This is a genomic window from Paraburkholderia sp. SSBN10T (assembly GCF_056619545.1).
Genome location: NZ_JBWQQI010000040.1, coordinates 1 through 14980, shown reverse-complemented (window position 1 = coordinate 14980; position 14980 = coordinate 1). Strand labels below are relative to the sequence as shown.

Genomic DNA, 14980 nt, shown 5'->3' with positions numbered 1-14980 from the left:
GACCCTAGCGCCCCGCCTCGCCCGCCGCCACCACGTCCGGCGCGGCCTCGGCCTGCGCCGCCGCGCGCTGCTGCAGCGCCCACATCTGCGCAAACAGGCCGCCGGCCTCCAGCAACTCCGCATATGTGCCGCGCTCGACGATGCGCCCCTTGTCCATCACGATGATCTGCTGCGCGTGCACCACCGTCGACAGCCGGTGCGCGATGATCAGCGTGGTCCGCTCACGGGCGATCTGATCGAGTTCGTGCTGGATCGCGCGCTCGGAACGCGAATCGAGGGCGGAGGTCGCTTCGTCGAACAGCAGGATCGGCGGATTCTTCAGGATCGTGCGGGCAATCGCCACGCGTTGCTTCTCGCCGCCCGACAGTTTCAGCCCACGCTCGCCCACCGCCGTCTCGTAACCGTTCGGCAGGCCTTCGATGAAATCGTGGATATGCGCGGCCCGCGCCGCCGCGATCACCTCGTCGCGCGTCGCGCTCGGCCGGCCATAGGCGATGTTGTAATAGATCGAGTCGTTGAACAGCACCGTATCCTGCGGCACGATGCCGATCGAGGCCCGCAATGAGTCCTGCGTCACGTCGCGGATATCCTGGCCGTCGATCGTGATCGCGCCGCCTGTCGCCCGGTCCAGGTCGTAGAAGCGAAACATCAGGCGCGCGAGTGTCGACTTGCCGGAGCCGCTGTGACCGACCACCGCCGTGGTCGTGCCGGCCGGGATCGTGAAGCTCACGTCCTGCAGGATCTGCCGCGCGGGCTCATAGGCAAAGTTGACATGCTCGAAGCGCACTTGCGCGCCGCGCACCGCGAGTTCCTGCGCGCCGGGTACATCGGGCACTTCCTGCGGCGCACCGAGCAGCGTGAACATGCGGTCCATGTCGGTGAGACTCTGCTTCAGTTCACGGTACACCACGCCGAGGAAGTTCAGCGGAATGTAGAGCTGCAACATAAAGGTGTTGATCAGCACCAGATCGCCGAGCGTGAGCTTGCCCGCCATCACGCCCTCGGTCGCGCGCCACAGGATGAAGACCAGCCCCGTGCCGATAATCGCCTGCTGGCCGAAGTTCAGCACCGACAACGAGTTCTGCGACTTGATCGCCGCCGCGCGGTAGCGCTGCAGGTTCTCGTCATAGCGCTGCGCTTCCCATTCCTCGTTGCCGAAATACTTGACCGTCTCATAGTTGAGCAGCGAATCGATCGCCCGCGAGTTGGCGCGCGAATCGAGATCGTTCATGGTGCGGCGAAAATGCGTGCGCCACTCGGTCATCTTCACCGTGAAGGTGATGTAGACCGCCAGCGCCACGAAGGTGACGACCGCGTAATACGCCTCGTATTTGACGACGAAGAAGCCAAGCACGAGGCCCACTTCGACCAGCGTGGGCAGGATGCTGTAGAGCGAATATGAAATGAGCTGCGTAATGCCGCGTGTGCCGCGTTCGATGTCGCGCGACATGCCGCCCGTTTGTCGTTCGAGGTGAAAGCGCAGCGACAGCCCGTGCAGATGGCGGAACACCTTGAGCGCAAGCTGACGCACTGCGCTTTGCGTGACTTTCGAAAAGAGAATTTCGCGCAGCTCGGTGAACAGCGAAGTGGACAGCCGCACCACCGCATAGGCGACCACCAGCAGGCCGACACCGCCGAGCAGCACGATAGCCGGCGCGTGATCGGCGCGGCCGAGCGCCGTCAGATGCCGTACCGAAGCGAGACTGTCGACGATCCGTTTCATGACGATCGGCACGCCCAGATTGGCGACCTTCGCGCCGATCAGACAGGCCAGCGCCAGCAGGACCCGGCCCTTATAGGTCGCCAGGTACGGCAGCAACGAAACGATCGTCTGCCAGTCGTTGCGCGGCTGGGTCGAGATCGGCGAGGGTTCGGAGGGGGCGGAATAGCGGCGCATGGGGATCGGCTGGAGGTGGGCTGGAACAGACAGAGGCAACAGCCGCGCGCGCCGCTTACAGCAGACTTTTTGGCGCGCGACCCGGCTGGGCGCTTTCCCGTACAATTCCTGATCTTTCTATTGTCGCAGAAGCCGGCTGGCGCCGCTTTTCATGGGCTGGCCGCTTGCCGGTCGTAATGTTGTCGTGAAGAACCCGCCTGCCAGCCGAGCCAATCCGTTCTCATGGGTGCCCCGATGACCGAGCAACTTCAACTCCCGCAAAAATCGTGTGCGCTGCGCGTCGTGCCGCAACCGTCGGATGCCAACGTCCACGGCGACGTCTTCGGCGGCTGGATCATGGCGCAGGTCGATATTGCCGGCTCGATTCCCGCGAGCCGCCGCGCCAACGGCCGGGTCGCGACCATCGCGGTCAACTCGTTCGTGTTCAAGCAGCCGGTGTTCGTCGGCGATCTGCTGAGCTTTTACGCGGATATCGTCAAGACCGGCAATACCTCGGTCACCGTCGAAGTGACCGTCTACGCACAGCGGATGAGTCTCAACGAAGACGTCGTCAAGGTGACCGAAGCGACGCTGACCTATGTCGCCACCGACAGCGACCGCCGTCCGCGCGCCCTGCCCGCACTCGATTAACCTAGGCGGGCGGCGATTTTTCATCGCCGGTGGCGCGGCGATTCCGCAACGGCAAGCCGGAACGCCGCGCCCGCGCCGCGCCAACGCGAATCTCCAGAATGCGCGAAAATCGACGCCATCGCGCCGGGCGGCCACGCACGCCCCCATCGTGCGCGCTCGACCTGTGCATCCAGAATGGGAGTGTGGCGTTGAATCAGAAATCTTCTTCCGCGAACGCGGACGGTGTGTTCGAGCCGTTCGACATCAGCGACGTGCCGCTCGAAGTGTTCGAGCACGGCGAGCGCTTCGGCATGAGCTTCCAGCACCTCAGCTCGTTCGGCGGCGGCTCGCAATTGAGCGTCTCGATGGAGACGCTGCCGCCGGGCAAGCAGGCCAACCAGTTCCACTATCACCTGCTCGAAGAGGAGCACGTGATGATCCTCGAAGGCAGTCTGACGCTGCGCCTGGGTGCGCAGGCACACGTCATGTCCGCAGGGCAATACGTCTGCTTTCCGGCCGCCCAGGCAGTCGGCCATGCGCTCTTCAATCACACCGCGCAGCCGTGCCGGTATCTGGTGTTCGGCAATCCGCAGGCGCACGATGTCGCGGTATTTCCCGATTCGGGCCGCGTAAGCGTCAAGCTGACCGGCGAGAGTTACCGGAAGTCCGCGCGCATGGAGTACTGGGATAACGTGGACACGACCGGGCCGACCTGAAACGCGTCCGACTCATGCTGCCCGATGCTCCTGCCTGATGCCTGAAACTCATGCATCTGCCGCGCCGGCACGCGGCGTCAGACTCAAACGCGTGGGTTGATGCGTGAAGTCAGCACGTGATCGGCCCACTCCCCGTTGATCTTCAGGTAGGCGCGGGCGAGACCCTCGCGTTCGAAACCGAGCTTCGCCAGCAGCTTGCCGCTGCGCAGGTTCTCCGGACGATGATTGGCCATGATCCGGTGCAGCCGGTACTGGTTGAACACATGCTCGATGGCGGCGCTGAGCGCTTCGCTCATCAGGCCGCGCCCTTCGTAGCGGCTGCCGATGGAAAACCCCAGAAAGCAGGCCTGAAAGGGACCACGGACAATGTTTGTGAAGTTGCACTCACCCAACACCGCGCCGGTGATCCGGCCACGCAGCAGCAGGTGCAGCGCGACGCCGTCGGCCATCTGCTGCTCCATCAGCGCAACGCGTTGCTCGACTGCCGGCAAGGTGAAGAACTCGGGCACGCGCAGCGGTTCCCATGGTTGCAGGTGGGCGCGATTTTCGATCTGGAACGCGAGCAATGCTTCGGCATCCGTACGGGCGACGGTGCACAGCCGCACACGCTCGGTCATGAGGCCATCGGCGGGAAACTCGGGTGGGTTCAATTGGTGGTTTCTCCGCTCAGGCTGCGATCGAGAAATGCGAGAAACGTTGCGCGTTCGGCGGGTTCGGAGACGCGAAAGCGCTCCCATTCCGTACTCACCCGCAGGTCGGCGAAGAGGCCTGCCGGATCCTCATGAAAATGCAGAAACGCTTTCCCTTTGCGATAGAACACGCCGGGGCGCGGCTCCTTGAGTTCCCCGCGCGCGCGGATCGCGCCGATCAGAACGGCGAGCGTGTCGAGGGCCACCGCTCCAGCATGTTTCATCGATCAGGCTCCTGCAGGCCGCGCCGTCACTGGCAACGCGCCCGCTTGCAATTGTTCACAAGTGCCGATAATAAAACGTCGTCGCGCAAAATTCGCCATCCGGCATCAACGCGTACTTCGGCACTGAGCCCACGCGCTGCCAGCCGGCCCGCTCGTACAAACGCTCGGCGGCGCCGCCGGTGACAGTATCGAGCACCAGCACGCTCTTGCCTTCCTCACGCGCCGCCACTTCGACCGCCGCCATCAGCCGCTGCGCGATACCCTGGCGCCGTGCCTTGCGGCACACCAGCATCTTGGCGACGTCGGCACGATGCGGCTGATTGTCGGGCTGCGCCAGCACCAACTGCACGGTACCGAGTATCTCGCCGTCACGGTTCTCCGCGATCAGCAGCGCCCGCTCGTTGCGCGCCACGCCTTCGGCGACGCCGCGCCAGAACGCCAGCGCCTTCTCGCGCCCAAGCGGCAGCATGAAGCTCACCGACGCGCCGCCTTCGACGCAATCGATCAGCACATCAGCCAACGCGTCCACGCAGACCGCCGCCTCGTTCGCGCCGATCCGTCTTACGTTCGCCTCCTGGTTCATCCATTTCTCCTTGCCGGCATGAAGCTCATGCTGGTTAGCGCCACCAGATAGCGGGCCGGCTCGCGCGTGGGGTTACGAAACACCATCGGACAATCGAGACGCATCGAGAGACAGTCGCCGGTTTCCAGACGCCACTGCACGTCGCCGACCGTCAGCTCCATCACGCCTTCGATCACCCAGACCTGCTGATGAACCTCAACGTCGCGTGCACTGGTGTCGTAAGCGACCCGCTGGCCGGCCGGAAAATGAACCTCCACCAACTGGATCGGCGAGCGTGCGGCAGGCGACAGGTTGCGGCGGATGTAGCCCGAAGTCGGATCGGTCCATACCGGCTGGTCGGCGGCGCGCGCCAGCGGCGAAGGCTCGGCGGCCGAACCGGCGCTGTCTTCGAACAGCGAGGCGAGCGTGACGGAGAGCGCCGTGGCGAGCTTGTCGAGCACGGTGGCCGTCGGGCTGCTCTGGCCGCGCTCGATCAGCGAAATCGTGGAGCGGCTCACGCCGCTGCGTTCGGCGAGCGCATCGAGCGAAAAACCCTGGGCGTCGCGCAGCTCGCGCACGCGGCTGGCAATTCGATTGTTGATGTCCATATCATCTAGTTTAATAGAAAATAATTCTAGCAAACTAGATTTTTCTGGCGACAGCGGAAGCCGCCGCTGAGCGTCATGAACTCCTCCCGGACGCGCGGCGGCCGCTTACGCCTACGCCAAAACCGCCGCGCCGCCCTGCAGCAAGCCGGGAATCGCGTCGCGCGGCATCGGCCTGGAGAAGAAGAAGCCTTGCATCTCGTCGCAGGAGCGCTCTTTGAGAAAATCGAGCTGTTCCGAGGTCTCGACGCCTTCGGCGATCACCTGCAGGTTCAGCGAATGCGCGAGCGCGATGATGGCCGAGGTGATCGTTTCGTCGTCGCCCGAGGTGCCGATGTCCGAGACAAACGAGCGGTCGATCTTCAAACGGTCGACCGGGAAGCGCTTCAGATAGCTCAGGCTCGAATACCCGGTGCCGAAGTCGTCGATGGCAAGCCCGATGCCGAGCGCGTGCAGCGCATTGAGCATCGTCACCGCCTCTTCGGCATTGCGCATGATGGTGCTTTCGGTCAGTTCGAGTTCGAGGTAGCGTGGCTCGAGCCCGGTCTCCTCCAGCACCTCGGTGACGACCCTGGCAATATCGTGCTGCTGGAACTGCCGCGCCGAGAGGTTCACCGAGACGCGCGCCGGCGGCAAGCCCTCGTCTTGCCAGGCCTTGTTTTGCCGGCACGCCTCGCGCAGCACCCATTCCGACAGCGGCCCGATCAAGCCGCACTCCTCCGCCACCGGAATAAACGACGACGGCGGAATCAGGCCCACTTCCGGATCCTGCCAGCGTACCAGCGCCTCCATGCCGACGACCTGCCCGCTCACGATATCCACCTGCGGCTGGTAATGCAGCAGGAACTCGTTGTCGCGCAGGGCGCGCCGCAGACGGCGTTCGAGACTCAGCCGCGCACCGGCGCTCGCGTTCATCTCGGGCTGGTAGAACTGGAAGGTGTTGCGGCCCATGTCCTTCGCGCGATACATGGCGAGGTCGGCCTTTTTCATTAGCGTTTCGGTATCGTCGCCGTCCTGCGGGAACAGGCTCGCCCCCATGCTGCAGCCCACGTACAGTTCGGTGCCGTCGAGCCATACCGGCTCGGAGATCGAAGCGCGCACCCGTTCCATCCACGCAATCAGCGACTGCTCGTCGACCGTATCGGTCATCACGATCACGAACTCGTCGCCGCCGTGACGCGCCACCGTGTCGCTTGCCCGCGCGCAGCGCGCGAGCCGCTCGGCGACCACGCTCAGCAGGCGGTCGCCGACGCTATGGCCGAGGCTGTCGTTGACGTTCTTGAAGCCGTCCAGATCGATGAACACCACCGCCACGCCTTTGTGGTGGCGCTGCGCCACGATCAAGGCATGCTGCAGCCGGTCGCGCAGCAGGTTGCGATTCGGTAGCCGGGTCAGGCTGTCGTAGTTGGCCTGATACTCGAGCTGCTCCTGATAGCGGATCAGGTCGGTGACGTCGTTGATGACGCCGATATGGTGGGTCGTCTCGCCGTCCGGATTCGGCACCGGCGCGATAAAGAGCTGGTTCCAGAACAGCGCGCCGTCCTTGCGGTAGTTGCGCAGCACCGCACTGACTTCGCGATTGGCGGCGAGCGCCTGGCGGATCGAGGCGATCCCTTCCTGGTCGCGGTCGTCGCGTTGCAGCAGGCGGCAGTCCAGGCCGATCACTTCCGCCGGATCGTAGCCGGTGATGCGCTTGAAGGCCGGGTTCACATACTCGATCAGATTGCCGGCACTGGTCGGCCCGGTGATCAGGATCGCGTTGACACTCGCATCGAGCGCGCGGCTTTGCAGGCGCAACGCGAGGTCGGCGCGCTTGCGCTCGGTGATGTCGGTGTACGAGCCGAGCACGCCGATCACCCGCCCGTCGCTATCGGTGAACGGCAGCTTGCTCGTCACGGTGGTGCGGTGCACGCCGTCGATCAGGAGATCGACTTCGAAACTCATCTTCGGCACACCTGTTTTCACCACCTCGGCATCGTGCGCGCGGACCTGCTCGGCAAGCGCGCGCCACGGCAGATCGTAGTCGGTCTTGCCCACCACCTGTTCCGGATACGCGAGCCCGGCGTCCCGCGCAAACGCCATATTGCAGCCGAGGTAGCGCGACTCCTGATCCTTCCAGAAAATCCGCTGCGGGATATTGTCGATCACCGTCTCGAGCATCTGGTTCGAGCGCTGGGCTTCGGCCTCCGCGTTGATCTGCTCGGTCACGTCGTCGGCCAGCACGAAGATCGCGGGGCGGCCCATGTAGGTCAGCGAGTGATACGAAATATCCGCGCTGATGGTCGAGCCGTCCTTGCGCCGGTGATGCCACACGCCCGCCATGGTGCGGCCCTGCTGCGAACCGCCTTCGCTGCGCAGCAGATGCGATTCGAGGCGGCCGACCTCGCCGGTGGGCCGGATCGCACGAATCGTCATGGCGAGGAACTCGCTCTCCGTATAGCCGTATTGCTGCATGGCCGCGGCATTGACCGCGAGGAAACGCAGCGTCTCGCGATCGAAGATGTACATCGGCACCGGATGGGTGTCGAACAGGCCGCGAAAGCGCTCGTCGTTGCGGCGCAAGGCCTTGGCGACGCGCAGCCGTTCGCGCGCGGCGCTCTCGCGGGCGCCGAAGGTGTAGATCAGGAGCGAGCTGCCCGCCAGCATCGTGACGATCAGCAGCAGCATCGCGTGCTGGGTCTGCCGGGCCGACTCCGCGAGCGATGCCTGCAGCGCGCGGTCCTCCTGCTGCCGCAGCCCCGCCAGCGCCGTCTCCACCTGGTCCAGTTGCGTGCCGAGCCGCGTATAGGCCGAGGCCGCCCAGGCGCGCGATTCGTCCGGGCTGCTCGCCTGAGCCCGCGCCAGCGCCACCGCGATGTCGTGTTGCAGCGCCTGGCCGGCGCTGCTCAGCTTGGCCAGTGCGGCCGCCATGGCCGGCTCGTCGGCAAGCTCGGCGGCCAGCGTCAGCTCCAGGCCGGCGAGGGACGCCGCCATCGCCGGCGCAGCGTCAGCCGCCTCCGGCCGCCCAGTCGCCTCGAAGCGCCCCAGCGCGGCGAGGCCGTCGTCGAGCGTCGTCCGGTAGGCGTCGAGATTCTGCCGGACATCGGTCGAACGCAGGGTGCGCACGTCCGCGTCGCGCTGAACGCAGATCTGCGTATAGGCGACGAACGCGTTCGCGCCAACCGCCGCGGCGACCACTGCCAGATTGATCAGCAGCCGCCTCGATAGGAAAGGAGTCATGGGTTCCGAACGTCAGTCGTTCTGCAGGCGGGAGTGCGCCGGGTGTCGTCCGCTTTGGATGCGCCGTGCAACTTCGGCATCTTCTTGCATCTGCGGGGGCTTTTACGCGCCAACCCATGGATAACGGCAACGGTCGGAATAGATTAAGGGTTGAATGTGAAAATATTCTCACGCGGCCGAGGCTGCGCCACGTACCTGCGAGGACCTGCCCGGCCACCCTTACCCGGCGAGCCCGAATTCCTTCATGGCGGGCACGAAGTCGTGGTTGCCTTCCAGCTTGCGCGACAGCTTGGCAAGCACGTAGCGCTTGAACGGCTCGAGCGTGGCCCACTCGTCGGTGCTCGGGGCGCGCAGACTCGCGAGCTCCGCCTGGTGCAGGACGCCGTCCGGTATCGCATCGGTGCGGCGCCACGGCGGGACTTCTTCCGGGGTGAACCATTCCGGCTCGACATTGGCGTGCGTGCGCAGCATTTCGAACAGCGCGTGATCGAAGTTCGGTTCGATGCTGGCGTCCTCCTCGACCGGAAAACGCGCCAGCAGCTTGCGATCCTCGTGCGGCAGGATCTGCCATTGCGCGAGCGAAATGCGCAGTCCGAAGCGGTCGAGATTGAAGCGTACCGACATCGGAATGTAGGTCAGATCCTCCGAAGACTCGACTTCGAATTTGAACAGGAGCGGCGCTTCGTTGAGTCCCATGACAGTGTCCTCGTTGGTGACGGGCAACACGCAACGCCCGCTTGGGGTATTTTAGAACCTTATTCGGGCAGCGGCGGCCGGGCCTGGACGGGCTCGGGCCCCGGAAGCGCTGCCGGTCGAGCCTTATCGGTCAAGGAGTCAGGGTTTTGAACGAACTGGAAACAGCCGGCCAGCCGGGCGCCGTGGAGCGCCAGGTGCGGCGGCATCGCGGTGGCCAGGTGGAGACGGTCACTGACCACGTCGGTCAGGAGTGGCCGGTGGCGCTCGTCTTCAACGGCATTTCGCACGCCGTGATGATGTGCACGCCGCGCGACCTTGAAGCATTCGCGGTCGGTTTTGCGATTTCGGAAGGGATCGTGGCGCGCGGCAGCGATATTCAGGACATCGAGGTCGAACTGCATGACGGCGAATTGCCGCATGCCGAAGTGCAATTGCAAGTGGTGCAACAGGCGTTTGTCGCGCTGAAGGAAAAGCGCCGCGCGCTCGCCGGCCGGACCGGTTGCGGCGTGTGCGGCATCGAAAGCATCGATTTGCTGGATCTGAAGCCGGAGCGCGTGCCCGATACCGGTTTCCTGCAACGGCTCGCACCGGACGCGATTGCCCGCGCGGCGCGCGAACTACCCGGGCACCAAGCGCTGACCCGGCTGACGGGCGGCCTGCACGCGGCGGCATGGTGCGATGCGTCAGGGGCGATCCGGCTCGCCTTCGAGGACGTGGGCCGCCATAACGCGCTGGACAAACTGATCGGCCAACTGGTGCTCGACCGCGCCGATACGAAGGACGGCTTCGTGTTCCTGTCGAGCCGCGCGAGCTACGAACTGGTGCGCAAGGCGGCGCGCGTCGACGTGCCGATGGTGGCGACCATTTCGGCGCCGTCCTCGCTGGCGATTGCGATTGCGCGCCAAGCCGGTGTGCGGCTGGTGAGCTTCTGCCGCGAGGCGGGTTACGTCGACTACGACACGTTGGCGCCGACGTAACCGCTCACCGCTGACCGCACGTACCGCGCCAGCAGGCTCAGTCGAACTGCCGGAAATCCGGCTTGCGCTTCTCGAAGAACGCCTTGAATGCTTCGCGTGCTTCCGGCGCAAGCAGCATCTTGCTGAAGTGCAGCGCTTCGTCGGTCATCTGCGTTTGCAGTTCGTGGTGGCTCGCGCGCTTCATCAGCGACTTGGTGACGCGCAGCGATGAAGCCGGCAGCGCCGCCAGCTTCGCTGCTTGCCCGAGCGCGAATGCGTCGACTTCAGCAGCCGGCAGCAGGCGGTTCACGAAGCCCATACGATGCGCTTCACGCGCGTCGAACGCTTCACCCAGCAACAGCTTTTCCGCCGCGCCCTGATAGCCGGCCACGCGCTGCAACAGCAGGCTCGAAGCCGCTTCCGGGCACAGTCCGAGCTGCGTGAACGGCAACGAGAAAGTCGCCGTTTCGGCGGCATAGACCAGGTCGCAATGCAGCAACAGGGTCGTGCCGATCCCCACCGCCGCGCCCGCCACCGACGCCGCCACCGGCTTCTCCGCCGAGCTGATCGCGCGCAGGAACTGGAACACCGGGGCGTTTTCGCCCACCGGCGGCGCCTTCATGAAGTCCTCCAGATCGTTGCCGGCACTGAAAATGCCCACGCTGCCGCGAAACAGGATGGCGCGCACCGACGCATCGCCCTGTGCCTGAACCAGCGCATCGGCCATCGTCTGATACATGGCGGCCGTAATTGCGTTCTTCTTGTCCGGCCGGTTAAAGGCAATCGTCAGTACGCCGTTGGCGCGCTCGACCAGAATGTCCATCGTCATCTCCTTATAGTCCCGCTCGGTGCCGCTCGATGCCGGTTGCGGCTGAATGGAAAAACGGTTCGCAAGCCGTTCAGCCTGCGAACCGTTCCGGGGTTTCAAGTGGCCCGTGCGTACACGCTTACAGGCGCTCGATAATACCCGCGGCGCCCATGCCCGTGCCGACGCACATGGTCACCATGCCGTACTTGTAGTTGCGACGGCGCAGGCCGTGCACCACGGTCGACGCACGGATCGCGCCGGTTGCGCCGAGCGGGTGTCCCAGGGCGATCGCGCCGCCGAGCGGGTTGATCTTCGACGGGTCCAGACCCAGGTCCTGGATCACCGCCAGCGACTGCGCAGCAAACGCTTCGTTCAGCTCGATCCAGTCGAGGTCGTCGATCTTCAGGCCGGCGGCTTTCAGCGCGGCCGGGATCGCTTCCTTCGGACCGATGCCCATGATTTCCGGCGGCACGCCACGCACCGCAAAGCTGACGAAACGCGCGAGCGGCGTGAGGTTGAATTCCTTCAACATCTTTTCCGAGACCACGATCAGCGCGCCCGCGCCGTCCGATGTCTGCGAGCTGTTGCCGGCCGTCACCGAACCCTTGTTGGCAAACACGGTACGCAGCCTGGCCAGACCTTCCAGCGACGTATCCGCACGCGGACCTTCATCGAGCGCCACTTCGCGCGTCTTCACCTTCACTTCGCCGCTGGCGAGATCGGGGAAACGCTCGGTAATCGTGTAGGCAGCGATTTCGTCGTTGAACTCACCGGCTTGCTGTGCGGCGATCGCGCGGCGGTGCGACTCGACCGAGAACTGGTCTTGCGCTTCGCGGCTGATCTTCCAGCGCTCGGCGACCTTCTCGGCCGTCAGGCCCATGCCGTACGCGATGCCGAAGTCTTCGCTGCGATCGAAGATGTGCGGCGACATCGACGGCTTGTTGCCCATCATCGGCACCATGCTCATCGATTCGCAGCCGCCTGCGATCATCGCGTCGGATTCGCCGACGCGAATGCGGTCGGCCGCCATCGCCAGCGCCGTCAGACCCGAGGCGCAGAAGCGGTTCACCGTGACGCCGCCCACCGTGTTCGGCAGACCCGCCAGCAGCGCGCCCATGCGCGCCACGTTCAGGCCTTGTTCCGCTTCCGGAATCGCGCAGCCGATGATGGCGTCTTCGATCACCTTCGTATCGAGACCGGGCACTTGCGCCACGGCCGACCTGATCGCGTGCACCAGCAGTTCGTCGGGGCGGGTGTTCCTGAACATCCCGCGCGGCGCCTTGCCGATCGGCGTACGGCTCGCGGCGACGATGTATGCGTCTTGCAATTGCTTTGTCATTTAAAGCTCCTTTGTCGACGGGAGTTGGCGCTTTAGCGCCTACTCCCGTCCCATGCAGTCTTGTTGCGGTCCGTCGCTCGTCGCGCTTTAGTTACGCACCGGCTTGCCGGTTTGCAGCATGCCCATGATCCGTTCCTGCGTCTTTTGCGTCCCGAGCAGGTCGACGAACGCACGGCGTTCGAGTTGCAGCAGCCATTCTTCGTCCACGAGGCTGCCCGCTTCGACGTCGCCACCGCACACCGCCTCGGCGATACGGCCGGCGATCAGATAGTCGTGCTCGCTGATGAAACGGCCATCGCGCATGTTGACGAGCGACGCCTTGATGGTCGCAATCGCCGAACGGCCCGCCACCGGTACCTGCGTCACGCGCAGCGGCGGACGGTAGCCCGCGGCGGCCAGCGCACGCGCTTCTTTCTTCGCCACGTCGAGCAGTTCGAACACGTTGAAGACGATCGTGTCGGACGGCTTCAGGTAGCCCATCGTGCGGGCGTCGAGTGCGGAAGCCGAGACCTTCGCCATCGCGGCGTTTTCGAACGACTTCTGCACGAACTTCAGCAGGTCGTTGGTCGCGCCGGCTTGCGTCGCCGCTTCCGCTGCGCGCAGCGCCGCTTCCTTCAGGCCGCCGCCCGCGGGCACGAGGCCCACGCCGACTTCCACCAGACCGAGATAGCTCTCGATGTGCGCCACGCGCTTCGCGCTATGCAGCACCAGTTCGCAACCACCGCCGAGCGCGATGCCCGAGATAGCCGATACGACCGGCACGTTCGCGTACTTCACGCGCAACATGCCTTGCTGGAATTTCTTCACGAACGGCTCGATGCCCTTCGCGCCGCCCATCATGAAGGCGGGCATGGCTTCTTCGAGGTTCGCACCGGCGGAGAACGGACCACCCGGCGTACCGAGCTTCAGCGAGGTGGGCTGCCACACCACGAGGCCCTTGTATTCCTTTTCCGCCAGCTCAATCGCTTGCGTGAGGCCGTCGATCACCGCCGGTCCGATCGTGTTCATCTTGCTCTTGAACGAGACGATCAGTACATCGTTCTCGCCGGCACGGTCGTCGACCCATGCGCGAACCGCGTCGGTTTCGAACAGCGTCTTGCCGTAGGTCTTCGGATCGGCGCCCGTCTCGCCGACGAGCGGCGCGCGGAACACCTGCTTTTCGTAGACGGAGAGCGACGAGCGCGGCACGAACGACTTCGAAGCCGGCGACCACGAACCTTCGTTGGTGTGAACGCCGCCCTTGTCGGCCACCGGACCTTCCAGCACCCACGACGGCAGCGGTGCGTTCGACAGCGCCTTGCCGGCCGCGATGTCTTCCTGAACCCACTCGGCGATCTGCTTCCAGCCGGCCGTCTGCCAGCCTTCGAACGGACCTTCGTTCCAGCCGAAGCCCCAGCGGATGGCCAGATCGACGTCACGCGCGTTGTCCGCGATCGATTCCAGATGCACGCCGATGTAATGGAACACGTCGCGGAAGATCGACCACAGGAACTGCGCTTGCGGATGTTGCGACTCGCGCAGCAGCTTCAGACGCTCCGCCGGCGGACGCTTGAGAATGCGGCCCACCAGTTCGTCGGCCTTCGCGCCGCCGTCGACGTACTCGCCCGTCTTCGGGTCGAGCACCTTGATCGCCTTGCCTTCCTTCCTGTAGAAGCCGCCACCGGTCTTCTGACCGAGCGCGCCCTTCTTCACGAGTTCGGCCAGCACGGCCGGCGTTTCGTAGACCGGGAAGAACGGATCGTCCTTCAGGTTGTCCTGCATGGTCTTGATGACGTGCGCCATCGTATCGAGACCGACCACGTCGGCGGTGCGGAACGTGGCCGACTTGGCGCGGCCCAGGCGCGAGCCGGTCAGATCGTCCACTTCGTCGAAGCGCAGACCGAACTTCGCCGCTTCGGTGATGACCGCGAGGATCGAGAAAATCCCGACGCGGTTGGCGATGAAGTTCGGCGTGTCTTTGGCGCGCACGACGCCCTTGCCGACCACGCTCGTCAGGAACGATTCGAGCTGGTCGAGAATTTCCGGACGCGTCGTCGCGGTCGGAATCAGCTCGACGAGGTGCATGTAGCGCGGCGGATTGAAGAAGTGCACGCCGCAGAAACGCGCTTTCAGTTCATCCGAGAAGCCTTCCGACAGTTCGGTGATCGACAGGCCCGAGGTGTTGGTCGCGAAGATCGCGTTCGCGGCGATATGCGGCGAGACCTTCTTGTACAGGTCGTGCTTCCAGTCCATGCGTTCGGCGATCGCTTCGATCACGAGGTCGCACTCGGTGAGCTTCTCGATGTCGTCGTCGTAGTTGGCGGGCTGGATGTATTGCGCGTCGTCCTTCACGCCAAACGGCGCCGGCGACAGCTTCTTCAGGTTCTCGATCGCCTTCAGCGCGATCGCGTTCTTCGGGCCTTCCTTTGCGGGCAGGTCGAACAGCAGCACAGGCACCTTGGCGTTGATCAGGTGCGCGGCGATCTGCGCGCCCATCACGCCGGCGCCGAGCACGGCTACCTTGCGAATGATCAGATTGCTCACGTCGTTCCTCCGGGGGAGTTATGCGGTGTCGCGGAATTTTCGGTTGCGCGCGGGTTTCGCAATGTCTGGCTGGCGGGGGGGGGGGGGGGGGGGGGGGGGGGGGGGGGGGGGGGGGGGGGGGGGGGGGGGGGGGGGGG

Annotated in this window: 13 protein-coding genes; 3 read left to right on the top strand and 10 right to left on the bottom strand. The window is 64.8% G+C overall.

All coding sequences use genetic code 11. The annotated features are described in order from the left end of the window. Positions 1-4: 4 nt before the first annotated feature. Entirely contained in the window at positions 5-1897 is a 1893-nt protein-coding gene (locus AC1ECK_RS35735; RefSeq protein WP_480327850.1) for an ABCB family ABC transporter ATP-binding protein/permease, read from the bottom strand. 234 nt (positions 1898-2131) lie between these two features. Between AC1ECK_RS35735 and AC1ECK_RS35730 the strand changes: the two genes are divergently transcribed. Continuing rightward, on the top strand, positions 2132-2527 hold the full coding sequence (locus AC1ECK_RS35730; protein ID WP_480327848.1) for an acyl-CoA thioesterase: 396 nt from the start codon (positions 2132-2134) through the stop codon (positions 2525-2527). A 188-nt stretch (positions 2528-2715) separates the two neighbouring features. Further along, positions 2716-3222 carry a cupin domain-containing protein gene (locus tag AC1ECK_RS35725; RefSeq protein WP_480327846.1) on the top strand — a complete coding sequence of 169 codons (507 nt, stop codon included), beginning with the start codon at positions 2716-2718 and terminating at the stop codon, positions 3220-3222. A gap of 83 nt (positions 3223-3305) precedes the next feature. Here AC1ECK_RS35725 and AC1ECK_RS35720 read toward each other — a convergent pair whose 3' ends face one another. The 6 genes from AC1ECK_RS35720 to AC1ECK_RS35695 form a co-directional block, all read right to left on the bottom strand. Then, complete coding sequence (locus AC1ECK_RS35720) at positions 3306-3872, bottom strand: GNAT family N-acetyltransferase (protein ID WP_480327844.1); 567 nt, start codon at positions 3870-3872, stop codon at positions 3306-3308. Next, the gene (locus AC1ECK_RS35715) at positions 3869-4135 is read right to left on the bottom strand and encodes a hypothetical protein (protein ID WP_480327842.1); all 267 of its coding nucleotides are present in this window, start codon (positions 4133-4135) and stop codon (positions 3869-3871) included. The genes AC1ECK_RS35720 and AC1ECK_RS35715 overlap by 4 nt, the downstream gene beginning before the upstream one ends. Before the next feature lie 55 nt (positions 4136-4190). Next, positions 4191-4718: an N-acetyltransferase family protein gene (locus AC1ECK_RS35710; RefSeq protein WP_480327840.1), complete on the bottom strand. Its 528-nt coding sequence runs from the start codon at positions 4716-4718 to the stop codon at positions 4191-4193. Next, on the bottom strand, positions 4715-5305 hold the full coding sequence (locus AC1ECK_RS35705) for a helix-turn-helix domain-containing protein (RefSeq protein WP_480327838.1): 591 nt from the start codon (positions 5303-5305) through the stop codon (positions 4715-4717). Before AC1ECK_RS35705 ends, AC1ECK_RS35710 begins: the two co-directional genes overlap by 4 nt. 111 nt (positions 5306-5416) lie before the next feature. Beyond that, positions 5417-8521 carry a sensor domain-containing protein gene (locus tag AC1ECK_RS35700; protein ID WP_480327836.1) on the bottom strand — a complete coding sequence of 1035 codons (3105 nt, stop codon included), beginning with the start codon at positions 8519-8521 and terminating at the stop codon, positions 5417-5419. A 219-nt stretch (positions 8522-8740) separates the two neighbouring features. After that, positions 8741-9217, bottom strand: coding sequence for a nitrate reductase associated protein (locus tag AC1ECK_RS35695; protein WP_480327834.1), 477 nt, complete (start codon positions 9215-9217; stop codon positions 8741-8743). A gap of 146 nt (positions 9218-9363) precedes the next feature. Here AC1ECK_RS35695 and fdhD point away from each other — a divergent pair, with 146 nt between their 5' ends. Then, a complete protein-coding gene (gene fdhD, locus AC1ECK_RS35690) occupies positions 9364-10194 on the top strand; it encodes a formate dehydrogenase accessory sulfurtransferase FdhD (RefSeq protein ID WP_480327832.1) in 831 nt (276 codons plus the stop codon). Between the two features lie 37 nt (positions 10195-10231). Here the strand turns inward: fdhD and AC1ECK_RS35685 are convergent, their stop codons facing one another. The 3 genes from AC1ECK_RS35685 to AC1ECK_RS35675 all read right to left on the bottom strand — a co-directional run bounded on the left by AC1ECK_RS35685 (position 10232) and on the right by AC1ECK_RS35675 (position 14843). Continuing rightward, complete coding sequence (locus tag AC1ECK_RS35685) at positions 10232-11002, bottom strand: enoyl-CoA hydratase (protein WP_480327910.1); 771 nt, start codon at positions 11000-11002, stop codon at positions 10232-10234. Positions 11003-11120: 118 nt separating this feature from the next. Then, positions 11121-12320, bottom strand: coding sequence for an acetyl-CoA C-acyltransferase (locus AC1ECK_RS35680; protein ID WP_480327830.1), 1200 nt, complete (start codon positions 12318-12320; stop codon positions 11121-11123). A gap of 87 nt (positions 12321-12407) precedes the next feature. Then, positions 12408-14843 (bottom strand): 3-hydroxyacyl-CoA dehydrogenase/enoyl-CoA hydratase family protein, encoded by a 2436-nt coding sequence (locus tag AC1ECK_RS35675; RefSeq protein ID WP_480327828.1) that lies wholly within the window; start codon positions 14841-14843, stop codon positions 12408-12410. Positions 14844-14980: the final 137 nt, after the last annotated feature.